This is a genomic window from Pseudomonas sp. PDM25 (genome assembly GCF_019219045.1).
In the GTDB taxonomy this organism is placed as follows: Bacteria; Pseudomonadota; Gammaproteobacteria; order Pseudomonadales; family Pseudomonadaceae; genus Aquipseudomonas.
This window is the reverse complement of the sequence record NZ_JAHUWL010000005.1, coordinates 206,236-229,046: the sequence shown is the minus strand read 5'-3', so window position 1 is coordinate 229,046 and position 22,811 is coordinate 206,236. Positions and strand designations below refer to the sequence as shown.

The 22,811-nt window shown below is 60.3% G+C and carries 18 protein-coding genes; 3 read left to right on the top strand and 15 right to left on the bottom strand.

Going from position 1 to position 22,811, the window contains the following annotated elements; all coding sequences use genetic code 11:
• Positions 1–91: 91 nt before the first annotated feature.
• The 9 genes from hutH (KW848_RS11415) to hutC form a co-directional block, all read right to left on the bottom strand.
• Positions 92–1,624 (bottom strand): histidine ammonia-lyase, encoded by a 1,533-nt coding sequence (gene hutH / locus KW848_RS11415; protein ID WP_111449400.1) that lies wholly within the window; start codon positions 1,622–1,624, stop codon positions 92–94.
• A 114-nt stretch (positions 1,625–1,738) separates the two neighbouring features.
• Positions 1,739–3,262, bottom strand: a complete 1,524-nt coding sequence (hutH, locus tag KW848_RS11410; protein WP_218536870.1) for a histidine ammonia-lyase — start codon at positions 3,260–3,262, stop codon at positions 1,739–1,741.
• Positions 3,263–3,436: 174 nt separating this feature from the next.
• Positions 3,437–4,267: a glycine betaine/L-proline ABC transporter ATP-binding protein gene (locus KW848_RS11405; protein WP_052962672.1), complete on the bottom strand. Its 831-nt coding sequence runs from the start codon at positions 4,265–4,267 to the stop codon at positions 3,437–3,439.
• Positions 4,264–5,115 carry a proline/glycine betaine ABC transporter permease gene (locus tag KW848_RS11400; RefSeq protein WP_111449402.1) on the bottom strand — a complete coding sequence of 284 codons (852 nt, stop codon included), beginning with the start codon at positions 5,113–5,115 and terminating at the stop codon, positions 4,264–4,266. The genes KW848_RS11405 and KW848_RS11400 overlap by 4 nt, the downstream gene beginning before the upstream one ends.
• Positions 5,116–5,185: 70 nt before the next feature.
• Positions 5,186–6,154, bottom strand: coding sequence for an ABC transporter substrate-binding protein (locus tag KW848_RS11395; RefSeq protein ID WP_111449403.1), 969 nt, complete (start codon positions 6,152–6,154; stop codon positions 5,186–5,188).
• A 69-nt stretch (positions 6,155–6,223) separates the two neighbouring features.
• Positions 6,224–7,696 carry a cytosine permease gene (locus tag KW848_RS11390; protein WP_218536869.1) on the bottom strand — a complete coding sequence of 491 codons (1,473 nt, stop codon included), beginning with the start codon at positions 7,694–7,696 and terminating at the stop codon, positions 6,224–6,226.
• A 148-nt stretch (positions 7,697–7,844) separates the two neighbouring features.
• Positions 7,845–9,533: a urocanate hydratase gene (gene hutU / locus KW848_RS11385; RefSeq protein ID WP_218536868.1), complete on the bottom strand. Its 1,689-nt coding sequence runs from the start codon at positions 9,531–9,533 to the stop codon at positions 7,845–7,847.
• 414 nt (positions 9,534–9,947) lie between these two features.
• A complete protein-coding gene (locus KW848_RS11380) occupies positions 9,948–10,517 on the bottom strand; it encodes a HutD family protein (protein ID WP_111449405.1) in 570 nt (189 codons plus the stop codon).
• The gene (gene hutC / locus KW848_RS11375; RefSeq protein WP_236713266.1) at positions 10,514–11,182 is read right to left on the bottom strand and encodes a histidine utilization repressor; all 669 of its coding nucleotides are present in this window, start codon (positions 11,180–11,182) and stop codon (positions 10,514–10,516) included. Before hutC ends, KW848_RS11380 begins: the two co-directional genes overlap by 4 nt.
• A 200-nt stretch (positions 11,183–11,382) precedes the next feature.
• Here hutC and KW848_RS11370 point away from each other — a divergent pair, with 200 nt between their 5' ends.
• Positions 11,383–12,747 carry a formimidoylglutamate deiminase gene (locus tag KW848_RS11370; protein ID WP_218536867.1) on the top strand — a complete coding sequence of 455 codons (1,365 nt, stop codon included), beginning with the start codon at positions 11,383–11,385 and terminating at the stop codon, positions 12,745–12,747.
• Positions 12,748–12,867: 120 nt separating this feature from the next.
• On the opposite strand, the gene KW848_RS11365 is transcribed toward KW848_RS11370, so the two are convergent.
• Together KW848_RS11365 and KW848_RS11360 are read right to left on the bottom strand one after the other, a co-directional pair.
• Entirely contained in the window at positions 12,868–13,437 is a 570-nt protein-coding gene (locus KW848_RS11365) for a lipocalin family protein (protein WP_192409874.1), read from the bottom strand.
• A gap of 31 nt (positions 13,438–13,468) precedes the next feature.
• The gene (locus tag KW848_RS11360) at positions 13,469–13,723 is read right to left on the bottom strand and encodes a hypothetical protein (protein WP_111449408.1); all 255 of its coding nucleotides are present in this window, start codon (positions 13,721–13,723) and stop codon (positions 13,469–13,471) included.
• 30 nt (positions 13,724–13,753) lie between these two features.
• Here KW848_RS11360 and KW848_RS11355 point away from each other — a divergent pair, with 30 nt between their 5' ends.
• Positions 13,754–13,906 carry a hypothetical protein gene (locus KW848_RS11355; protein WP_158539665.1) on the top strand — a complete coding sequence of 51 codons (153 nt, stop codon included), beginning with the start codon at positions 13,754–13,756 and terminating at the stop codon, positions 13,904–13,906.
• A gap of 100 nt (positions 13,907–14,006) precedes the next feature.
• A complete protein-coding gene (locus KW848_RS11350; protein ID WP_218536866.1) occupies positions 14,007–15,899 on the top strand; it encodes a methyl-accepting chemotaxis protein in 1,893 nt (630 codons plus the stop codon).
• Between the two features lie 117 nt (positions 15,900–16,016).
• On the opposite strand, the gene KW848_RS11345 is transcribed toward KW848_RS11350, so the two are convergent.
• The 4 genes from KW848_RS11345 to KW848_RS11330 form a co-directional block, all read right to left on the bottom strand.
• On the bottom strand, positions 16,017–16,619 hold the full coding sequence (locus KW848_RS11345) for a DUF924 family protein (protein ID WP_218536865.1): 603 nt from the start codon (positions 16,617–16,619) through the stop codon (positions 16,017–16,019).
• Between the two features lie 3 nt (positions 16,620–16,622).
• Entirely contained in the window at positions 16,623–17,633 is a 1,011-nt protein-coding gene (locus KW848_RS11340; protein ID WP_218536864.1) for a class 1 fructose-bisphosphatase, read from the bottom strand.
• Between the two features lie 237 nt (positions 17,634–17,870).
• Positions 17,871–19,244 (bottom strand): DUF3999 domain-containing protein, encoded by a 1,374-nt coding sequence (locus tag KW848_RS11335; protein WP_218536863.1) that lies wholly within the window; start codon positions 19,242–19,244, stop codon positions 17,871–17,873.
• Positions 19,241–22,810 (bottom strand): DUF2339 domain-containing protein, encoded by a 3,570-nt coding sequence (locus KW848_RS11330; RefSeq protein ID WP_218536862.1) that lies wholly within the window; start codon positions 22,808–22,810, stop codon positions 19,241–19,243. Before KW848_RS11330 ends, KW848_RS11335 begins: the two co-directional genes overlap by 4 nt.
• Position 22,811 lies beyond the last annotated feature (1 nt).

Genomic DNA, 22,811 nt, shown 5'->3' with positions numbered 1-22,811 from the left:
TTATTCGACGCTAAATCGAATCGCGAGCAGGCTCGCTCCCACAGGGGGTATGCATTCCAATGTGGGAGCGAGCCTGCTCGCGATGGGGACATTACAGACTAGGCAGCAACTTCGCCGTAACCAGCTCATTCAGGCAACGCGTCGCCAACAACTCGCTCGCCGCGTTGATGTCCGGTGCGAAGAAACGGTCTTTCTCATAGAACGGCACTTCGGCACGCAGGATGGCACGAGCCTTTTCCAGCTTCGCAGAGGTCTTCAGACCTTCACGCAGGTCGAGGCCCTGAGCCGCCGCCAACCATTCCACCGCGAGGACGCCGCGAGTGTTTTCGGCCATTTCCCACAGACGTTTGCCGGCAGCCGGCGCCATGGAAACGTGGTCTTCCTGGTTCGCGGAAGTCGGCAGGCTGTCCACCGAGTGCGGATGGGACAGCGCCTTGTTCTCGCTGGCCAGTGCCGCAGCAGTCACCTGGGCGATCATGAAGCCAGAGTTCACACCGCCATTGGCCACCAGGAACGGCGGCAGTTGCGACATGTGCTTGTCCATCATCAGCGAGATACGACGTTCGCTCAGGGAACCGATTTCAGCGATGGCCAAGGCCATGTTGTCGGCAGCCATGGCGACCGGCTCGGCGTGGAAGTTACCGCCGGAGATCACGTCGCCTTCAGCGGCGAATACCAGCGGGTTGTCCGAAACGGCGTTGGCTTCGATGGCGAGCACTTCGGCGGCCTGACGGAACTGAGTCAGGCAGGCGCCCATGACTTGTGGTTGGCAACGCAGGGAGTACGGGTCCTGGACCTTTTCGCAGTTCTGGTGCGAGTCGGATACTTCGCTACGCTCGCCCAGCAGATCGCGGTAAGCGGCAGCGGCATCGATCTGGCCTTTCTGGCCACGAGCGGCGTGGATGCGGGCGTCGAACGGCGAGCGCGAGCCCAATACCGCTTCAACCGTCATGCCACCAATGGCCAGGGCGCCGGCGAACAGGTCTTCGCCTTCGAACAGACCACGCAGCGCGTAAGCGGTGGACACCTGAGTACCGTTGAGCAGCGCCAGACCTTCTTTGGCAGCCAGGGTCAGCGGGGTCAGACCGGCCACTTTCAGTGCTTCGGTGGCTTCCATCCACTCGCCTTTGTAGCGGGCCTTGCCTTCGCCCAGCAGCACCAGCGACATGTGGGCCAAAGGCGCCAGGTCACCGGAGGCACCCACCGAACCCTTCAATGGAATGTGCGGGTAAACCTCGGCATTGATCAGGGCGATCAGCGCGTCGATCACGACGCGACGAATGCCGGAGAAACCACGGCTCAGGCTATTGACCTTGAGCACCATGACCAGACGAACCAGCGCGTCGCTGATCGGCTCGCCAACACCGGCAGCGTGGGACAAAACGAGCGAGCGCTGGAGGTTTTCCAGGTCTTCGCTGGCGATACGGGTCGAAGCCAGCAGGCCGAAACCGGTGTTGATGCCATAAGCGGTGCGGTTCTCGGCGAGGATCTGTTCCACGCAGGCAACGCTGGCTTCGATCTGGGCCGAGGCACTGTTGTCGAGGGTGATTTTGACCGGTTGCTGATAAACATCACGCAGTTGGGCAAGGCTCAGTTGGCCGGGAATAAGGTTTAACGCAGTCATTTCGTGCTCCTTTTGAGAGTTTTTATTAACTCACCAGACGCTCCGGAGATGTCCGTTGTCCGTCGCGTCTCGCCTTCTGGGGAGCCGCGCCTTGGCACGCTGGTGTGGTGGAAATCAGTTCAGGTTCGGTAACACTTTGTGCAGCAAAATCGGGTCTTTCAAAACGGCGGCAGCACTGGCGATGTCCGGTGCCAGCCAGCGGTCCTGATCGTAGGCCGGGACTCGCTCGCGCAGCAGGCGCCAGGCAGCATCGGTGCCGGCCCCGAAGCGTTGCTCTTTCAAGAACTCAAACGCCTGAGCCGCCAGCAAGTACTCGATGGCAAGGATCTGCGTGCAGTTTTCCAGCGCGCGATGAAGCTTCAGCGCGGCGTTGGTGCCCATGCTCAAGTGGTCTTCCTGCAGGCCAGAGGTGACGTAGTTGTCGAGTACCGCCGGTTGCGCTAACTGGCGGTTTTCCGCACACAGCGAAGCGGCGACGTACTGGACGATCATCATCCCGGAGTTAACCCCCGGGTTGGCCACCAGGAATGCCGGCAAACCGCTGACATGCGGGTTGATCAAGCGGTCCAGACGACGTTCGGCGATGGAGCCGATTTCAGCCATGGCGATGGCCAGCAAATCCGCCGCCAAGGCCACGGATTGACCGTGCGGGTTAGCCTGGGACATCACGCGGAAGTCGTCCGGCGTACCCAGCAGCATCGGGTTGTCGGTGACCGAGTTGAGTTCGGTTTCGATTTGCTTTTTCGCGTGTTCGAGCTGATCGCGAGCGGCGCCGTGAACTTGCGGAATCGAGCGAATGCTCAGCGCATCCTGAGTACGAATGCCTTTGCTGCTGGCGATCACTTCGCTGCCATCAAGCAACGCACGCAGGTTGATGCCGACTTGCTGCATGCCTGGATGCGGTTTGAGCGCGATGATCTCGGCATCGAACGCGGCAATCTGACCGCGCTGGGCTTCGAAGCTCATGGCACCGATCACGTCGGCCCATTGCAGCAGACGTGTCGCATCCGCCAGCGCCAGGCAGCTGAGGCCGGACATGCACGGCGTGCCGTTGACCAGGCACAAGCCATCTTTGGCGCCCAGTTGAACCGGTTGCAGTCCTTCTTCGGCCAGCGCCTGCTGCGCGGAAACGATCTGCCCGCGATAGCTGACATTGCCGACACCCAGCAGCGCAATGCTGATGTGGGCCATGTGGGTCAGGTAACCCACCGAACCCTGGGACGGCACTTGCGGGGTGATGCCGCGATTGAGCAACGCCAACAGGGCTTCGACCACCCGGCGATGAATGCCGGATTTACCGTGGCTGTAGTTGCGAATCGCAGCGCAGATGATTGCGCGGGTCTGTTCGTCGGCCAAGGGGGCGCCGACGCCACAGGCGTGACTGAGCAGGGTGTTGCGTGACAATTGGCTGAGTTGCTCGTCTTTGAGCGAGACATTGCACAGCGCGCCGAGGCCGGTGTTGACGCCATAGGCGCGCTCGCCGCTGACGACGATGCGCTGGACGATGGCCTGGGCATTGTCGATCCGCGCCCAGACCTGTGGTGACAGCTCAAGCTGTGCGCCATGGCGGGCGACGGCAACCACATCCTGCCAACGCAACGGGGCGTCGGCGATAACGATTTTTTCAGCCTGGGACATCTGGAGCCTCATACAAATTCTGTTGACTACTGGAACCTTGTGGCGAGGGGATTTATCCCCGTTCGGCTGCGTAGCAGTCGTAAAACCATTACACGCGTTATGCCTGAGAAACTGTGGTGGTAGGTTTTGGGGCCGCTTCGCAGCCCAACGGGGATAAATCCCCTCGCCACAACCTCAGACCACCGCAGCCCGACGTTGTACGAACCGGTCCACATACTCATCCGCCGGCGAATGCAGGATCTCTCTTGGGGTACCCACCTGAATCAGGCGGCCATCCTTGAGAATCGCAATGCGGTTGCCGATGCGCACGGCCTCGTCGAGGTCGTGGGTGATAAAGACGATGGTCTTGTGCAGGGTCTTTTGCAGCTCCAGCAACTGGTCCTGCATTTCCGCGCGAATCAGCGGGTCGAGGGCGCTGAACGCCTCGTCCATCAGGATGATGTCGGTGTCCGCCGCCAAGGCGCGAGCCAGGCCCACACGCTGACGCATGCCGCCCGAGAGCTGATGCGGGTATTTGTTTTCGTAGCCCTTGAGGCCCACGGTGTTGATCCAGTGCAACGCACGCTCGGAGCACATTTGCTTGGTCTCGCCACGCACTTTCAGGCCGTAGGCAACGTTATCCACCACGGTCTTGTGCGGCAGCAGGCCAAAGCTCTGGAACACCATGCTGATCTTGTGCCGGCGAAATTCGCGCAGGGCTTCCATGTCGTATTGCAGGATGTCCACGCCGTCCACCAGGATCGCGCCGCTGGTCGGGTCGATCAGGCGATTGAAGTGGCGCACCAGGGTCGACTTGCCGGAACCCGACAGGCCCATGATCACGAAGATCTCGCCGGTGCCGATGCTCAGCGACAGGTCGTTCACGCCGACTACGCAGCCGGTTTCGGCCAATACCTGGTCTTTGGTTTTGCCCTGGCCGATCATGGCCAGCGCATCCTTGGAACGGTTGCCGAAAATCTTGAAGACGTTTTTGACTTCGATCTTGCTGATGGCTTCGTTGTTCATTTGCTCACCTCATGCCGTGCCCGACCATACGCCTGAGTAATACGGTCGATGACCACAGCCAAAATCACGATCGCCAGACCGGCCTCAAGACCACGTCCAACGTTGAGGGTCTGAATCCCCACCAACACGTCCTCACCCAAGCCACGGGCACCGATCATCGAGGCAATCACTACCATCGACAGGGCCATCATGGTGGTCTGGTTAATCCCGGCCATGATGCTCGGCAGGGCCAGCGGAAGTTGCACTCCAAACAGTTGCTGCCAGCGGTTGGCACCGAAGGCGTTGATCGCTTCCATCACTTCGCCGTCGACCTGGCGAATACCCAGATCAGTCAGGCGGATCAGCGGTGGTGCGGCGTAGATCACGGTGGCGAAAATCGCCGGGACCTTGCCCAGGCCGAACAGCATCAGCACCGGGATCAGGTACACGAAACTTGGCATGGTCTGCATGATGTCCAGCAGCGGCATCAAGATCGAACGCAGGCGATTGCTGCGCGCCGAAAGAATGCCCAGCGGAATGCCGATCATCACCGAAATGATGGTCGCCACCATCATCAGCGCCAGGGTCTGCATCAGCTTGTCCCAGAGGCCGACGGCGCCCACCAGGAACAACAAGCCTACGATCACGGCGGTGGTCACGACTTTGCGGGTCGCGTGCCAGGCAACGCCCGCCACGATCGCCAGCATCAGCCACCAGGGCGCCGCACGCAGCAGCCCTTCAAGATTGACGATGGCCCACAACAGGGTGTCGGAGATGTGCCGGAACACGTCGCCGTAGTTGGTGACCAGCGAATCGACCCAACTGTTGACCCAGTCGGCGATGGAAAAGGTAAAGCTTTCGGGAAACATAAGAGACTCTCAATCAAGGGGTTGCGATCAAGCATCCGACTGCCGCTCAGGGCAGTCGGAGAGGCTCAACCTACAAGGCCGCGTCGATCTTTTTGGCTGCGTCGTCGCTCACCCATGCGTGCCAGACTTCAGGATGTTCCTTCAAGAAGATCTTGGCCAGTTTTGGTGACTCGATCCGCTCTTTGGCCATGCGCCCGAGGTTCTGGTTAAGCAGGTCGATTGGCAGGTTGACCTTTTCCAGCACAGCCACCAGTTCCGGGGCTTGCTCGTGGAAGGTCTTGGACAGGCCGACCTTGATGGTCACTTGCTTGTTCACGCCTGGTTTCTCATCGAGTTTGACCAGATCCACCTGGCCCATCAGCGGGGTTGGCGACCAGTAGTAGAACAGGATCGGCTCGCCACGCTTGTAGCTCGACAGCACCGCGGCATCCAGCGCCGGGCCGGTGCCCGGACGGAAGTTGGTATAGGTGCTTTCCAGGCCGTAGCTTTTCAGCATTTCACTGTTGTCCAGCTCACAGGTCCAGCCAGCCGGGCAGTTGTAGAAACGGCCCTTGGAGGGTTCTTCGGCGTCCTTGAACACTGCAGCGTATTTACCCAGATCGGCGATCGCTTTCAGGTCCGGGGCTTTAGGCTCCAGCTTGCGCTTGGCGTCGCCTTCGATCACGTAACGCGGCACGTACCAGCCTTCGACAGCACCCACGACAGGCGCGCCGACACCGACAACTTTGCCGGCCTTCTCAGCCTTGTTCCAGACTTCGCTACGGCCGACCCACTCTTCGGCGAAGATTTGAATATCGTTGCTGCTCAGGGCGTTTTCCATGGTGATGGAGTTGCCCGGCAGGCTGTCGGTCTTGCAGTCGTAGCCTTTCTCCAACACGACTTGCAGCACGTCGGTCAGCAGCATGGCGCTTTCCCAGTTCAGGCCGGCAAATTTCACCGGTTTGCCCGACTCGCACCAACCCGCCGCCTGAGTGGCGCCGGCGCTGGCCAGCAGGCCCATGGAAAGCAATGTGGTCAGCAGGGTCTTGTTCGATTTCATTGTAGTGACGCTCCTAATCATGAGTTGGCTTACGGCAGTCAAGAGGCATCCAGCCCTGTCCACGTCCAATCAGGCCTGCGCCGCAGCGCGACCGGCCCCGCTTGTTATAGGTGCTGCATCGCTGTCCTGCTCGAGCGGCAGGATCAGGTGATCGGGAACTGCGCTGTGCCATTTTTTCGCACACACGTAATACAGGGCTGCAGGAATCACCAGACCGATGATCCAGGAAATATCCACATCACCCAGGGCCGCCACCAGCGGACCGGTATAGAACTTGGTGGAGATAAACGGCAGCTGCACCAGCAAACCGAAGACATAGACGCTGATACCGAGGGCGTTCCAACGGCCGTAGCGACCATTCGGATCGGCCAGTGCCGGCACGTCATAGCGCTCGCGAGTGATGCAGTAGTAGTCCACCAGGTTGATCGCGCTCCATGGCGTGAAGAACGCCAGCAGGAACAGGATGAAGGACTTGAATGCACCGAGGAACGAGTGCTGACCGAGCAGCGCCATCAGGGTCGCGGCACCGACGATGACCAGCACGAAGACCAGACGCTGCAAGCGCGATACCTTCAGGTCACCACGGAAACCACTGATGATGGTCGCAATGCACATGAAGCTGCCGTAGGAGTTCAGCGTGGAGATGGTGACCTTGCCGAACGCGATGCTGAAATACAGCAGCGCAGCGGTGGCACCGGTACCGCCCAGACCGACGATGTAGGCGACTTCGTGACCGGCAAATTGGCCGTTGGCCGATGCGGCAGCGAACACGCCGAGGACCATCGCTACCTGCGCACCAATGACCGAACCTGCGCCTGCGGCAAAAAAAGTTTTCACCGAGGAAATCTTGCTCGGCAGGTAGCGAGAGTAGTCAGCCACGTAAGGACCGAAGGCGATCTGCCAGGACGCCGCGAGCGATACCGCGAGCAGGAAACTGCTCCAGCTGAAGTGGCGGATTTGCAACAGTGCGCCAACATCAACCTGGCTCATCAGACGGCTGAACAGATAAACAAAAGCAATCACGCCAATGACACTGGCAACACGGCCGATCCAATGGATCACCCGATAACCAAGCACCGTGACCAGCACGATGACACTGGCGAAGATCAGGATGCCGACGCTGTCGCTGACATCAAACAACTGGCCCAGCGCTTGACCGGACAGCACGGTGCCCGTTGCGGTGAAGCCGAGGTACATCAGGCAGACCAGCACGATCGGAATGGCCGCGCCATACACGCCGAACTGCACCCGGCTGGAGATCATCTGCGGCAGGCCAAGCTTGGGCCCTTGCGCCGCATGCAGTGCCATTACGCCACCGCCGAGCAGTTGACCGATCAACAGACCGATCAACGACCAGAAAACGTCACCGCCCAGCACCACGGCCAGGGCCCCGGTGACAATCGCGGTGATTTGCAGGTTGGCACCCATCCACAGGGTGAACTGGCTCAACAGACGACCGTGTCTTTCCGCTTCCGGGATGTAGTCGATCGAACGTTTCTCGATCAACGGTTTGCTGCCTGCACGATCGCTATTAACAGCCATGATTCAACCTCTGTGGATTGTTATTGGAATTCACTGTGAAGCGGCTCTTTGTGGGAGCGGGCTTGCTCGCGAAGAGGCCGGCACATCCAACATCAATGCCGACTGGTCTACCGCTTTCGCGAGCAAGCCCGCTCCCACAGGTATTGCGTTATTTGCCGGTAATCATCGGCAGGTTCAGCCCCTGTTCCTTGGCGCAGTCGATCGCGATCTGGTAACCCGCATCGGCGTGACGCATGACACCGGTAGCCGGGTCGTTGTGCAGCACGCGAGCGATACGCTCGGCCGCTTCGTCAGTACCGTCGCAGACAATCACCATGCCCGAGTGCTGGGAGAAGCCCATGCCGACGCCGCCGCCGTGGTGCAGGGAAACCCAGGTCGCGCCGCTCGCGGTGTTGAGCAGAGCGTTGAGCAGTGGCCAATCGGACACGGCATCGGAACCGTCTTGCATGGATTCGGTTTCGCGGTTCGGGCTGGCTACCGAGCCGGAGTCCAGGTGGTCGCGACCGATCACGATTGGCGCGGACAATTCACCGCTGCGAACCATTTCGTTGAACGCCAGACCAAGCTTGGCGCGCAGACCCAGGCCAACCCAGCAGATACGTGCCGGCAGACCCTGGAAGCTGATGCGCTCGCGCGCCATGTCCAGCCAGTTGTGCAGGTGCGCGTCGTCCGGGATCAGTTCTTTGACCTTGGCGTCGGTTTTGTAGATGTCTTCGGCGTTGCCCGACAGTGCAGCCCAGCGGAACGGACCGATACCGCGGCAGAACAGCGGACGGATGTAAGCCGGTACGAAACCCGGGAAGTCGAATGCGTTCTCGACGCCTTCTTCCTGAGCCATCTGACGGATGTTGTTGCCGTAGTCGAAGGTCGGAATACCCATTTTCTGGAATTCGAGCATCGCTTTAACGTGTACAGCCATCGATTGCTTGGCGGCCTTGACCACGGCAGCAGGCTCGGTCTTGGCGCGAGCGCGGTACTCTTCCCAGGTCCAGCCGGCTGGCAGGTAACCGTTGAGCGGGTCGTGGGCGCTGGTCTGGTCGGTGACCATGTCCGGGCGCACGCCACGCTTGACCAGTTCCGGCAGGATTTCAGCCGCGTTACCCAGCAGGGCGATGGAAATCGCTTTGCCTTCCTTGGTGTATTTGGCGATACGGGCCAGCGCGTCGTCGAGGTCGGTGGCTTGCTCGTCGACATAACGGCTGTTCAGACGGAAGTCGATGCTGACCTGTTGGCATTCGATGTTCAGCGAGCAGGCGCCGGCCAGGGTCGCGGCCAGAGGTTGAGCGCCGCCCATGCCGCCGAGGCCTGCGGTCAGGACCCAACGACCTTTCAGCTCATCGTTGTAGTGTTGGCGACCGGCTTCGACGAAGGTTTCGTACGTACCTTGAACGATGCCCTGGCTGCCGATGTAGATCCAGCTGCCGGCAGTCATCTGGCCGTACATGGCCAGGCCTTTGGCGTCGAGTTCGTTGAAGTGTTCCCAGCTCGCCCAGTGTGGCACCAGGTTGGAGTTGGCGATCAGTACGCGCGGGGCGTTGCTGTGGGTCTTGAACACGCCGACCGGCTTGCCGGATTGCACCAGCAGGGTCTCGTCGTCGTTCAGGTTGGTCAGGCTTTCGACGATCTTGTCGTAGCATTCCCAGTTACGTGCCGCACGACCGATACCACCGTAAACCACCAGTTCTTTAGGGTTCTCGGCGACTTCCGGGTCGAGGTTGTTCATCAGCATGCGCAGCGGCGCTTCAGTCAGCCAGCTCTTGGCGGTCAGCTTGTTACCGCGGGCAGCGCGGATTTCTACATTGCGGTATTTAGTAGGTTTCTGGGTATTGTCAGTCACGAAAAAGACTCCTCAGCGATCAATCCAAACCAACCCTGGCGGTGGGTAAGCCAGCCTGTGCGCGTCAACGCGACACAAGCGAATCAGTGGACGTTGCGAGGAGTCTCGATCGACTCATACGCATACGTCTTTACTTGTACATACAAGCATATGCAATCAAGCGGCCAACTTGCTGAATGCGTGCTCAAGAAAAGTTCTGAAAGGGCTGGAAAGCGCCTGGATCAAGGGTTCTGGCAAAGATGAAATTTTTCAGGGGGATTTTGTGAGGTGATGACAGCTGTTACTTGAGCGGGGTTTTGCGCCACGCTGGGGCGTTCGGTAACAAAATGGTGCGCGATGGGAAACAGGGGTAGAAGGCTGCTTTGTGGTGAGGGGATTTATCCCCTCACCACATTAGATTGCTTCAGCAGTTAATCAGCGTGCAGTCAGTTCGATCACGCAGCATGGGCCATTGCTGGAGACTTCCAGCAGGCCGGCGTTACCGTCGAGTTGCAGGCAATCATGGCGACCGAGTTGTGAGGCACTGTTACCGACCTTCACTTCAAGTTCGTCGGTGACACTGAATACGAGCACGGTGCCTGCCGAGCTGAAAAACCGCTGCTCGCCATCCAGCCACTGCAACCGCGCGCTATAACGCTGCGGTGCATAAATCAGGTTGAAGTCGCGGATCGGCCCACCGAGCAAGGTGCAGGAAACCTGGCTCTCGCCACTGAAAGCAAATGGCTCCAGCGGTAACAATGGCCGAGTGTCCTGACCATCAACCCGCAAGGTCATGCCGTCGCCTTGCAGCACAGTGATCACTCGCTCATAGCCGGCGAATGTCGAGAAGCCGCCCGACTCGCCGATGTCGGCAATCGACAGACGCCAGCCGAAACCCTCAAGGCCGGCACCTCCATCACGGGTGATTTCTTCAGTGCTGCCGCCGCCGTTTTTCCACGGCATGCGCGGGTAATCTTTTGCGCGTAGAACCTTTACTTGATTCATTTATGAAACCGACCTTCCAGACGATGACGGGAACCGGGGTGGATCAAACGGGCGGCGGTCACTGGCTGACGGCCGGACCAGGTGCGGCGGCGAATCAGCAGGCACGGCTCGCCCTTTTCAATCTGCAGCAACTTGCACTCGCTGGCCTCGGCCAGAATCGCTTCGACCACGTGCTCGCCTTCCGTCAGCGGCGCGACCTGGTTCAGATAAGCGTATGGCGTTTGCAGGGTGAAGTCCTGCTTGAGGTAGTCCGGTGCTACCAATGCGTTGACGAAACGGTCTTCGATTTGCACCGGGATATCATTTTCAAAATGCACGATCAACGAGTGAAAGACTTTCTGGCCTTCACGCATGTCCAGGGCCAGTGCCCGCTCGGAACCGGCAGCCTCTTCTTCGAGGGTGATGACCTTGCAGGTGTGGCGATGGCCACGGGAGGCGATTTCGTCGGCGATGTTGTGGACTTCAAACAGCGCGGACTGACTTTTCGGCTCGGCGACGAACGTGCCGACACCCTGCATGCGCACCAGCAGACCGTCGGCGGTCATCTCGCGCAGGGCGCGGTTGATGGTCATACGACTGAAGCCCAGCTGGTTGACCAGTTCGCTTTCCGACGGAACGCGGTAGTGCGGTGGCCAGTTTCCACTGTCGATTTGCTGGGTGATCATCTGTTTGACGCGGGCGTACAAGGGCGCCGGACTGTCGCCCAGATTGGCGCTCAGATTGGCATTCGGCGGCAATGTGGCAGACGGAGTTGGCACGGTTAATCCTTGTTCATTTGTTAGAGATTGCTAGCTTGCCGGAGTTTACCGAGCAGGCAAACGTCTGTATATGTATATACAAATAACACACGATGGGGTGCTGAACCATGTCCGCCTTCTTTGCCGAACGCGCGCTGCTGCCTAGTGGATGGGCCAACAATGTACGTCTTGAGGTCAGCGCCGATGGCGTGTTGACCCATATCCAGGCCGATTCCAACGCAAATGGCGCAGAACGGCTTAGCGGTCCGCTGCTGCCAGGTATGCCGAATTTACACTCCCACGCCTTCCAGCGCGCCATGGCCGGACTGGCGGAAGTGGCGGGTAATCCGAATGACAGTTTCTGGACCTGGCGCGATTTGATGTATCGCCTCGTCGGAAAAATCAGCCCGGATCAACTCGGCGTCATCGCCCGTCAGCTGTACATCGAAATGCTCAAGGCCGGTTACACCTCGGTCGCGGAATTTCATTATGTACACCACGACACCAACGGCCAGCCTTACGCGGACCCGGCCGAACTGGCCCTGCGCATCAGCCAGGCCGCCAGTTCCGCCGGGATCGGCCTGACCCTGCTGCCGGTGCTCTACAGCCATTCCGGTTTCGGCGGCCAAGCCCCGAACGACGGCCAGCGCCGCTTTATCAACAGCACCGAAAACTACCTCAAGCTTCAGTCGCGCTTGCAGCCGATCCTGGCGCAGCAACCGGCGCAGTCGCTGGGTTTGTGTTTCCACTCGTTGCGCGCGGTAACACCGCAGCAGATCAGCGAAGTATTGGCGGCCAGCGACAAGCAGTGCCCGGTGCACATCCACATCGCCGAGCAGCAGAAAGAAGTCGATGACTGCCTGAGCTGGAGCGGCCGTCGTCCGCTGCAATGGCTGTACGAGAACACCGAAGTCGATCAGCGCTGGTGCCTGGTTCACGCCACCCACGCCAACCCGGAAGAAGTCACGCTGATGGCCAAGAGTCGCGCCATCGCCGGCTTGTGCCTGACCACCGAAGCCAACCTGGGCGACGGGATTTTCCCGGCGGTGGATTTCCTCGCTCAGGGCGGGCGCATGGGCATCGGTTCCGACAGCCATGTGTCATTGAGCGTGGTGGAAGAATTGCGCTGGCTGGAATACGGCCAGCGTCTGCGTGATCAGCGCCGTAACCGTTTGTATGGCGCGGATCAGCCGATGGTCGGCCGCACGTTGTACGACGCGGCGCTGGATGGCGGCGCTCAAGCGCTGGGTCAGTCGATTGGCGCGCTGGAAGTTGGCAAACGTGCGGATTGGCTGGTGCTGGATGGCAACGATCCGTACCTGGCGACAGCCAGTGGCGACGGGATTCTCAATCGTTGGTTGTTTGCCGGTGGCGATCGCCAGGTGCGCGATGTGCTGGTCAATGGCCAGTGGGTTGTGCGCGACGGGCGCCATGCGGACGAAGAAGAAAGTAACCGCGCCTTCACCCAAGTCCTGCGCGATCTCTTGGGCTGACACAAAAAAAAATGTGGGAGCGGGCTTGCTCGCGAAGGCGGCTTAACAGTCAACGAATATGTTGAATGTGATGGCCTCTTCGCGAGCAAGCCCGCTCCCACATTTGTTATTCGCGAGCCATTAGTTCGAGGTCTTGGCCATCTGCGTATCTGTCGCGCGCCAGATCAGCCGCGTGGTGTCGTAACCTTGCTGACGCGCCTTGCTCAGCAGTTCCTCACGCACGACGCCATTGACCGTCGGGGTCCGGGACAGCAGCCACAGATACTTGCGGCTCGGATCGCCAACAATGGCGGTCTTGTAGTCATCACTGACGTACAACACCCAGTACTCTCCCTTCGCCGCACCCGGAATCAGCCGCGAAAACCAGGTATCGAACTCGACCCACAGCTTGTCGGTTTTGCCCGGTTCCTGTGGCCAGGCCACGCCTTTGGCCTCTTCCCATTGCCAGTCCGCCGTCAGGCAGCGATTGTGCACCAACACCGTGCCGTCAGGCTTGAGCGTGTAATGGGCTTCGGATTGCGCGCAGTTGCGCTGGAAATACATCGGCAGACGAGCCAACTCGTACCAGGTCCCTTGGTACTTCTTGAGATTGACGCTATTGGCAGTTTTCGGTGCCAACGGATCTACGCCAGAGGTGGCGCAGCCGGCCAAAACCAGGCCGGCTAAAAGGACTATCAGTAACCGCTTCATTGTTTTTCTCCCGTGGGCGTATAACCCCGGTTTACTTCAGGCCTTGGCCGGAAAACATCAGCACTTTGTCACCGGCGTACTGCACGCTGATAAAGCTGTTCTTGTCGCCCCAGGTACAGCTGGACATGCCAAGCGCGCCCGAACAATCGGCGGGTTTGCCCAGCAAGGCTTCTACTTCGGCCTTGGGCATGCCTGACGACAGCTTCGAGTAGTTTTCCTGATTGATCTTGCTGCAAGCGGCCAACAACACGCAGAACGAAAGCAGGGCGATAGAACGCAGCGACATGGTGTAGCTCCTGGGGCGAAGGGGAATGGCATGGCTGCCAAGCTGAAGCTTAGAAGAGAAAACCCCTATCTGGTTCCCTGGGCGGCCGGCTATTTATCAGGCCGCTCGTCTGCCTTATTTGGAAAATCTGCAACTTTACTTTCGCTATTGGGTATTTCGTCGGTTTTCGCAAAAACCGCCTAATCTTTGGCGTCGGCCAGTCGACATAAAAGCAGCGCAACGCCCACGACTGTGGCAAATTGACGCCCCTTTGTTGACCAGCCCCTCCGCGGTAGCTCATTTAATGACCAGAAACATGAAGTTCAGCCACAAGATCTTGTTGGCTGCCGCCCTCGTGGTGGCCGTTGCATTCGCTTGTTTCATCCTCTTCAACGACTACCGCCAGCGGCAAACCCTGCGCAGCAGTACCGAATCCTCGATGCAGGAACTCGGCAGCCTGACCACCAGCAACATCCAGACCTGGCTGGAAAGCCGCATGCAGTTGCTGCAATCGCTGTCCCAGCAGATCGCCGTGGACGGCAGCGCCCAGGCCAACCTCAAGCGCGCCATCGATCTGCCGGCCTACACCAGTAATTTTCAGTTGAGCTACTTTGGTGGCACCGACGGCGTGATGTTCTCGGTCCCGGCCGGCAATCGTGCAGCGGATTACGACCCCCGCGCCCGTGGCTGGTACAAGGCGGCCAACGGTGCGCAACAGACCATCGTCACCGAACCTTACATCGCCGCGTCGTCGGGCAAACTGGTGATCACCGTTGCCACCCCGGTGAAATATCAGAATCAAATGATCGGCGTCGCTGGCGCAGACATCGACCTGTCCAGCGTCAGCGCGATCATCAACTCGCTGAACTTCGGCGGCCACGGCCACGCGTTTATCGTCAGCGCCGACGGCAAGATCCTGATTCACCCGGACAGCAAACTGGTGCTCAAGAGCCTGACCGACGCCTACCCGAACGGCGCGCCGAAAGTCAGCCCGGGCATGAAAGAAGTCGAGATCGACGGCAAACGTCAGTTCATCTCCTTTACCCACGTCAACGGTGTGCCCTCGGCAGACTGGTACGTGGCGCTGGTGCTGGATCAGGACACCGCATTCTCGATGCTCAGCGAGTTCCGCACCTCGGCGATCATCGCCATGGTCATTGCCGTGGTGATCATCATCGCGCTGCTGGGCATGCTGATCAGCTTCCTGATGCAGCCGCTGCTGACCATGGGCCGCGCCATGCATGACATCGCCGAAGGCGAAGGTGACCTGACCAAACGCCTGACGATTCACGGCCAGGACGAATTCGGTGCACTGGGCACCTCGTTCAACCGTTTTGTGGAGCGTATTCATACGTCGATTCGCGAAGTGTCCTCGGCCACCGGCCAGGTCAACGAAGTCGCCTTGCGTGTGGTGGCGGCGTCGAACTCGTCGATGTTCAACTCCGACCAGCAAGCCTCGCGCACCAGCAGCGTCGCCGCCGCTATCAACGAACTGGGCGCCGCCGCCCAGGAAATCGCCCAGAACGCCGCCCTCGCCTCTCAGCATTCGAGCGATGCTCGTGCATTGGCCGAGGACGGCCAGCAAGTCGTCGATAAAACCATTGCGGCGATGCAGCAGCTCTCGGCGAAGATCAGCGATTCGTGCGGCAACATCGAAACGCTCAACAGCAACACCGTGAACATCGGGCAGATTCTGGAAGTGATCACCAGCATCTCCCAGCAGACCAACCTGCTGGCACTCAACGCCGCCATCGAAGCGGCCCGAGCCGGTGAAGCCGGTCGCGGTTTTGCCGTGGTCGCGGACGAGGTGCGCAACCTCGCGCACCGGACTCAGGATTCGGCGCAGCAAGTGCAGAAGATGATCGAGGAGCTGCAAGTCGGCGCCCGGGAAGCCGTGATCACCATGACCGACAGCCAGCGTCAGAGCGAAAGCAGCGTTGGCATCGCCAACCAGGCGGGCGAACGTCTGGGCAGCGTGACCCAGCGTATCGGTGAGATCGACGGGATGAACCAGTCGGTGGCCACTGCGACGGAAGAGCAAACGGCTGTGGTGGAGTCGATCAATGTCGACATTACCGAGATCAACACGCTGAATCAGGAAGGGGTGGAGAACTTGCAGTCGACGTTGCGTGCGTGTGCGGATCTTGAGCAGCAGGCGGCGCGGTTGAAGCAATTGGTCGGAAGCTTCAGGATTTAAGCCATTCTTGCGGGCCCCTTCGCGAGCAAGCCCGCTCCCACAGTGGATTTGCGTCGATCACAAGTCCACTGTGGGAGCGGGCTTGCTCGCGAAGGCTGCATCAGCCGCGATGAAGATTTAGAACCTTGAACCAGGCGCTGAAAGAAACTCAATTTCCTCAGCCGTAGATTCGCGTCCCAACACCGCATTGCGATGTGGAAACCGTCCAAACCGCGCAATGATCTTCTGATGCCGCTCGGCATAATCCAGGTTGTCCGCAAACACCGCACGATCCGCCTCGGGTTGCTGTTCAACCAGCTCGATAAACCGCGAAACCGCTTCGTTCTGCACCGCCAGATTCTCGCAATGCTCAAACACCAGGTAGATGAATACCCGTTGGATCGGCTGCAACTGCCGATCGAAATCCGCAGCAATGCCTTGCGCCACCAGTGCCTGAGCCCTGAGATCGCCTGAAAAGGATTTGGGAGTGTCGCGAAAGATCATTCGCGGGAGCTGATCGAGCAGCAGCACCAGGGCCAGCCAACCTTCGGGGCGGTGCGCCCACTCGGTCAATCCGCCGGCCAGTGCCTGCTCGACCCAGTCCCCGAAACGCGTCTGCGCTTCGAGGTCCTGGCTGTCGCGCTTGCCGAACCATAACTTGCCCTTGTCAGCCGCTATTTCGCTGGGGGATTCGAATGTTCCGAACCACCATTCGAGCAACGGCTGCCAGGGCGCGGTCATGGTTTATTCCTTGTGGTAAGCCGTGACGCGCTCGACTTCTTCTTTCGAACCGAGGAACACCGCGACACGCTGGTGCAAGCCGTCAGGCTTGATGTCGAGGATGCGCTGATGACCATCGGTGGAAGCGCCGCCAGCCTGTTCAACCAGGAACGACATCGGGTTGGCTTCGTACATCAGACGCAGCTTGCCCGGCTTGGACGGCTCGCGGCTGTCGCGTGGGTACATGAACAAGCCACCACGGGTCAGGATGCGGTGCACGTCGGCGACCATCGCGGCGACCCAGCGCATGTTGTAGTTCTTTTTCAGCGGGCCTTCTTCGCCCGCCAGCAATTCGCTGACGTAGCGTTGTACCGGCGCTTCCCAGTGACGCTGGTTGGAGGCGTTGATCGCGAATTCCTGAGTGGACTGCGGAATCTTGATGTCTTCATGGGTCAGGACGAAGCTGCCCATTTCGCGGTCCAGGGTGAAGCCTTTTACGCCGTCGCCCAGGGTCAGGATCAACATGGTCTGTGGACCGTAGATCGCGTAACCGGCAGCCACTTGCTCGGTGCCTGGCTGCAGGAAAGCCTTTTCGTTCAAGGGCTCGTTTTGGCTCAGATATTCGTTCGGGCAACGCAGCACCGAGAAGATAGTACCGACCGGCGCGTTGATATCGATGTTCGACGAGCCGTCCAATGGGTCGAAAACCAGCAGGTACGCGCCTTTCGGGTATTTGCCCGGGATCTGGTAGGCGTTGTCCATTTCTTCGGACGCCATGCCAGCCAGGTGACCGCCCCATTCGTTGGCTTCGAGCAAGATCTCGTTGGAGATCACGTCGAGTTTCTTCTGCACTTCGCCTTGGACGTTTTCGGTGCCCATGCTGCCCAGAACACCACCCAGGGCCCCTTTGGACACGGCGTGGTTGATCTCTTTGCAAGCACGCGCCACCACTTCGATCAGGAAACGCAGATCGGCAGGGGTGTTGTTGCTACGGGTCTGCTCAATCAAATAGCGACTCAGGGTAACGCGGGACATGGAAGGCTCCGGTGGAATGGGGGGCTAAAAACCCGCGCAGTTTAACGCGAGTCAGGGCGCATTTCCTCCTATCAGACGTGTTACATCCAATAGAGTTCATGCGCCCGGTTGAGCGTAGTTCGAATCCGGGTTCTTTACCGACCGATAAACCGCCTTCGCGAGCAGGCTCGCTCCCACAGGGTCCGCATTCCACTGTGGGAGCGAGCCTGCTCGCGATTGGGTGCGCAGCACCCGCCTTCAAGGCTTGACCGGCGGCTTGCGCAACAGACTGAACGCCATCGCGCCCAGGAACAAAACACTGAGCAGCAACACCGCCCACAGCCCGATTTTCTTCCAGTTTGTGTCGATCGTCGCAGCCGTTGTCACGGTCGACGCGGGTGTGGCCACCGCCCCGCCGTCCACCGTAGCCTTGCCCAATGTCGCTAACTTCGCAGCGCTGTAATCTGGAATCAACGTCGACAGCGGCAGGCTCGCCGCCTTCACCGTGGCACTTCCCAGCGCGAGCGTATAAGGCCCCGCCCCGCGCGCCAGGAACACCAATTGAATGGAGCGCACGGCGAATCGCACTGTCGGCGCCTCTGCCCCCAGACCGCCGCCGCGCTCGTCCACCGTCAGCTTCAACTGCTGAACGATTTGCCCCGACAGCTGCAATTCGTTCTGCACCACGTCCTGGCCATTCTGGGTCAAGCGATAGAGCAAACCGCTGCTCATCGGCTGCCACGGCAGGCTGCTTTCCCGACGACCGGACAAGGTCACGGGCGCCAAACTGTTGGGCTGACTCAACTCGACCTGCAAGCGCTCGACATTCAGTCCCATGGGTAATTGCCAGGTGTATTCACCGGCCTTTACGCTGCTGCCGGCCAGCGGTTGCGACCAGACAAGCGGTAACGGCAGATTGCGGGTCTTTGCGCTTTGCAGCTGCGCCGAAGTCAACGTCGGTGCCGATTGCGGCGTGCTCCACAGCAAGCGCAGATAGCGGGCCGACTGACCCGGCAGGGCGACTGCATGCTGCTCGACCTGTTCGTCAGCAAACGTCAGACGCGCCACCTGACCTTCACCCCAAGACTGCCAATGCTGCAAGTCGTCGCTGGCTTCGATGGTGAAACGCTGGAAGCCGTCGCGTTCGCTGGTCCAGTCGAGGATCAACTGCTGCAACGGAGCTTTGATGCTGCTGGCATCGAGCAACCAGCCGCGCAGCATTTCTTCGCCCGCCTCCAGCTGACTGGACGGTTGTACTTCGACCAGCGTGCCGTTCGCGCTCGATTGCACCCGCACGCTCGGTGCATGCTCGGTGGAGTCTGCCGAGTTGTACAGCGGGAACCATTTCACGTCGGTCAGGGTACGGTTTTCGCTGGTCTGCGCCGGCGCGCGCGCCAAGGAATACGCCTGCGCCTCTCCGGCGACATTGAACACACGCACATCGCTGAGATCGGTTTGCCGTGCATTCAATTGCACGCTCAATGGCAATTCGAGGCGATACCACGGACCTTCGCCGCTGACCGACAACGGCACCTGCGTGGCGAAGTCCGCCAGTTTTTCCTGGGCACTGGCCGACAGCGCCACACCCAGCGCAACAGCGCCCAACCAGACCAGGTTCAGCTTCTGACTCAAGACGACACTCCTTCGGTTTGCGGGGCCGGTTTTTCAGCCTCCGGCTCAGCATCAAAGCGCTTGGGCGGCAACGGGGCGAAATAGCCCACCACCAACAACAACACGCCAACGCCGATAAACGAGACGATCCGGGCGAGTCCGCCACGGTTACTCAATTCGACAAAGAACAGTTTGGCCACCACCACACCAATCAGCGCCGCACCGATCAGCCAGACTTCACGGCGATGACGCAGATGACCGCCGATCATCAGACTCAGCGCCATCAACGTCCAGACGATGGACAGACCGGCCTGCACCAGCATGGATTCGAGCAACGCATCCAGCTCGAACGGCACACCGCCCCAGTGGGCCGTGCGCATCACCAGCGCCGTGAAGAACACAAACAGCGAGGCGCCAGCGATCAGTTGCGTGGCGTGTTCAGCATAGTCCTTGCGAATCGCCAGTTGCGTCACGGCGCTGCGGGACCATACGTAGACGCCGAACAGCGCAAACAGCAGACCCAGCTCCAGCGGGTTGATCAGCGGTACGTAAGGCAACGGCTCGGCGGTGCCGTCGCTGACGATGTTCGCCAGCCAGAACCAGCCGAGCATGAGCAATGCCAATGGTGCGGCGGCATAGACACGGTATTCGCGGGCATAAGTCGACACCGGCCATGGCCAGGCACGGGGTGCGGCCGCGAGCACCAGATACAGGCTCGGCAGAATCGCCCAGCCCAACCAGCGCCAAGCGTTGTACTGCTCGGACAACAGCAGCAAACCGTAACGCAGCTCCAGCGCCAGCACACCGATCAACAGCCAGCAGCCGAGCACGTGCGCGGTACTAAGCGCGCGGGCCGGTAACATCGGCGTCAGACGCCGCAGGGAGATGAAGTGCACAACGAACACGGCCGCCCATACCAGCCAACCAAAATTGGCCGCCGGGTGATAACGCGAGTGCCACGCAGCCAATAACACCAAACCGGCCGCAGGCATCAGCAAGGTGCAGAGCAAGCCCAGCGACGACCATTTCAAACGCAACGCCAACACCGTCCACAGCGCCACGCTCAGCGCCGCAACGGCCAGCAACAACGTCGCTTGCAGATTCAACGGTGCGAAGCGCAGCACCTCACTGAGCCACGCCAGCGCCCACCAACCCGCGCCCCACACCAGCAGCACTTCAGACAAACGCTGCAAACTCAGCCCATCGAAGGCCGACGCATGATTGCCGAGCTGCAAGCGCCAGGCGCCGACCATCGCAGCCAAACCCAACACCAGCGGCGTCCAGAAACCGCTGTGAGCCAGAGGCTTCAATCCTTCACTCGCCAGCGGGCCGAGCAAATCCGGCCCGGCCATCAGGAACGCCGCGCCACCGATCACCTGCAACAGCAAACCGAAGACAAAACTCACGCGCTGCTTCAGGTACAGACTCAGCCAGATGATGAACAGACCGCTGGCCGCCCATACCGCACTCGCTGTTTGCCAAGGCAGGACGAACAGCACCGCCAGATTGATCAACACCAGACCGGCCAACAGCACCACCGACAAGCCGCGCAGCAATCGCACGTCGCTTCGGACCATCTCATCGCGCGCCGCCAGCAACATGCCAGCGATCAGCGCCAGGCCGATCAACGACGCGCTCAGCAATCCGCTCCAACCCGCGTTGAACACAGCGCCAGACTCACCGCTCGAACCTTGCAGCCGCAGCAGGAACAACGCACCGCCGAGCAACTGCACGGCGAATGCGGTGAACAGGAAGGTGCGCGACTGCAGACGCAAGCCAACGAACAAGGTCGCCAACCCCGCCAGCGCCCAACTGATCGCCGTGCCGTGAGTGAAGAAGAACAACGGCGCCAGCAGATAGAGGAAGGTCAGACCGAGGCAGGCCAGTACCGGCAACCCTTTGCGCTCCCATTCCGACGTCTGCTCGGGCAAGGCTTTGCGCAACTGGTAGAAGCTGAACAACAACGCCACGCCGAGCATCAACGCGCCGAGCGGCGCACCGTCGAGCAGGCTGCTTTCACCGATCCGCAGTTCGCTGATAAAAGCCAGCGCCGAGCCCAGCTGCAGCAGCAAGGCAAAGGCTCGGGCCAGCGGTCGTTGCTGACGCAGGCCCAGCCAGAAGATGCCGGCGCCTTCGACGGCCCAAGCGGCGGCAGTCCAGCGCGCATCGAGCCCCAACGGAATCGCCAGGCTGGCGAAGATCACCCCCAGCGCCAGACAGGTTTCCGCCAACAGCAACGCTCGTCCGCCCATCAGCAGCCGCGCCAGGCCCATGTAAATCACGCCCAACGCCAACGCGCTGAAGGCTGCGGCGAATTCCAAGTGCTGGACCAACGCGAACTGCAAGCCGAAGCCCACCAACGGAGGACCGAACAGCATCGTGCCGTCGACGTAATCGCCCTTGCGCGCCGACCAATGCAGCAGCGCTTCACGGCTGCCATCCTCGGGGGCGTCGCTCATTTCCAGCAACTTGCGCCGGGCGAACAGCAGACCGATGGCCAGGTACATCAGGAAGAACACAATCAGGAACGGCTCGGTACTCCACAACAACTCCGGCGTATAGGAACGCAGGCCCCAGGCGAAACTGATGCCGAAGGTGCCGACGAAGCCGATCAGGTTGAGCAGCCGCCAGGCCTTGAACCAGGCGATGGCGAGGATGCCGGCGTTGAGTAAAGCGAAATAGCTGAACAACGCGACATGGTTGCCGGCGCCGGTGGAGGTCAGGATCGGCGCGGCAAAACCGCCCAACGCCGCAGCGGCAGCCAGGCCCAAGGCATCCTGGGTGATGGCAAGAATCGCCGAGAACACCGTCACCGCGACCAGCAGGCCTAACGCCGCCGTAGGGTCGAGCAGCGGATGCAGGCGCATCGCGGCAAACACGGTCAGGTACAGCACCGCGATTCCGGTGCCCTGCAACATCAACGCGAAATGGCTGTTGCGTGTTCTAAGCCACCAACCCAGCCCCAAAAGCCCCAATGCCGCCGCCGCAACACCGGCGTAACGCAACTCGATCGGCACCACCATGCCTTCGGTGGCGTAACGCAGCAGGAAGGCCAGGCCGAGAAACAACAGCACCACACCGACCCGCAGCACCGTGTTGCCGCCGAACAGCCAGTTGCGGGCGCCACTGATGGCGCGATCGATGAAGTTCGGGCCACGCGGGATGGCCGGTTGTTGTGGTTCGCGGGCGACCGGTTCGGGTTTCCAGGTATCGACGGGCACTGGACGACTCGCTTCGGCGGCCGCCGCGGTAATCGGTTCCAGTTCGGGAGGGAGTTCCCAGATCAGCTCCGGGGCTTCGACAGGAGTTTCGTCGAGCGTGAACTCAGGAGACGGCTCGGGTTCGTGGGATTCAGGCGTCTTGACGCCTGACACTTCCAGCAATGACAGTCGTTGCTGCACTGCATTCAGCGCGATCTGAGCCTGATCAAGTAGCTTACGTTGCTCGGCGGCCTGTGAACCCAGGCGGCCAATGCGAATGGCCTGGCCAATACCCAACCCGAGCAGCGCGCCCAGCAGCGCATCGCTGAACGACTCGTCGAGTACCCAGCCCAGCACCATCCCTATCAGCATGAACATCCATTGCATG

What these genes read in the sequence shown, in the direction of transcription:
- hutH (WP_111449400.1), bottom strand. Translation starts at nt 1,624, where the DNA reads ATGACTGCGTTAAACCTTATTCCCGGCCAACTGAGCCTTGCCCAACTG.
- hutH (WP_218536870.1), bottom strand. Translation starts at nt 3,262, where the DNA reads ATGTCCCAGGCTGAAAAAATCGTTATCGCCGACGCCCCGTTGCGTTGG.
- KW848_RS11405 (WP_052962672.1), bottom strand. Translation starts at nt 4,267, where the DNA reads ATGAACAACGAAGCCATCAGCAAGATCGAAGTCAAAAACGTCTTCAAG.
- KW848_RS11400 (WP_111449402.1), bottom strand. Translation starts at nt 5,115, where the DNA reads ATGTTTCCCGAAAGCTTTACCTTTTCCATCGCCGACTGGGTCAACAGT.
- KW848_RS11395 (WP_111449403.1), bottom strand. Translation starts at nt 6,154, where the DNA reads ATGAAATCGAACAAGACCCTGCTGACCACATTGCTTTCCATGGGCCTG.
- KW848_RS11390 (WP_218536869.1), bottom strand. Translation starts at nt 7,696, where the DNA reads ATGGCTGTTAATAGCGATCGTGCAGGCAGCAAACCGTTGATCGAGAAA.
- KW848_RS11380 (WP_111449405.1), bottom strand. Translation starts at nt 10,517, where the DNA reads ATGAATCAAGTAAAGGTTCTACGCGCAAAAGATTACCCGCGCATGCCG.
- hutC (WP_236713266.1), bottom strand. Translation starts at nt 11,182, where the DNA reads ATGATCACCCAGCAAATCGACAGTGGAAACTGGCCACCGCACTACCGC.
- KW848_RS11370 (WP_218536867.1), top strand. Translation starts at nt 11,383, where the DNA reads ATGTCCGCCTTCTTTGCCGAACGCGCGCTGCTGCCTAGTGGATGGGCC.
- KW848_RS11365 (WP_192409874.1), bottom strand. Translation starts at nt 13,437, where the DNA reads ATGAAGCGGTTACTGATAGTCCTTTTAGCCGGCCTGGTTTTGGCCGGC.
- KW848_RS11360 (WP_111449408.1), bottom strand. Translation starts at nt 13,723, where the DNA reads ATGTCGCTGCGTTCTATCGCCCTGCTTTCGTTCTGCGTGTTGTTGGCC.
- KW848_RS11355 (WP_158539665.1), top strand. Translation starts at nt 13,754, where the DNA reads ATGGCTGCCAAGCTGAAGCTTAGAAGAGAAAACCCCTATCTGGTTCCC.
- KW848_RS11350 (WP_218536866.1), top strand. Translation starts at nt 14,007, where the DNA reads ATGACCAGAAACATGAAGTTCAGCCACAAGATCTTGTTGGCTGCCGCC.
- KW848_RS11345 (WP_218536865.1), bottom strand. Translation starts at nt 16,619, where the DNA reads ATGACCGCGCCCTGGCAGCCGTTGCTCGAATGGTGGTTCGGAACATTC.
- KW848_RS11340 (WP_218536864.1), bottom strand. Translation starts at nt 17,633, where the DNA reads ATGTCCCGCGTTACCCTGAGTCGCTATTTGATTGAGCAGACCCGTAGC.
- KW848_RS11330 (WP_218536862.1), bottom strand. Translation starts at nt 22,810, where the DNA reads ATGCAATGGATGTTCATGCTGATAGGGATGGTGCTGGGCTGGGTACTC.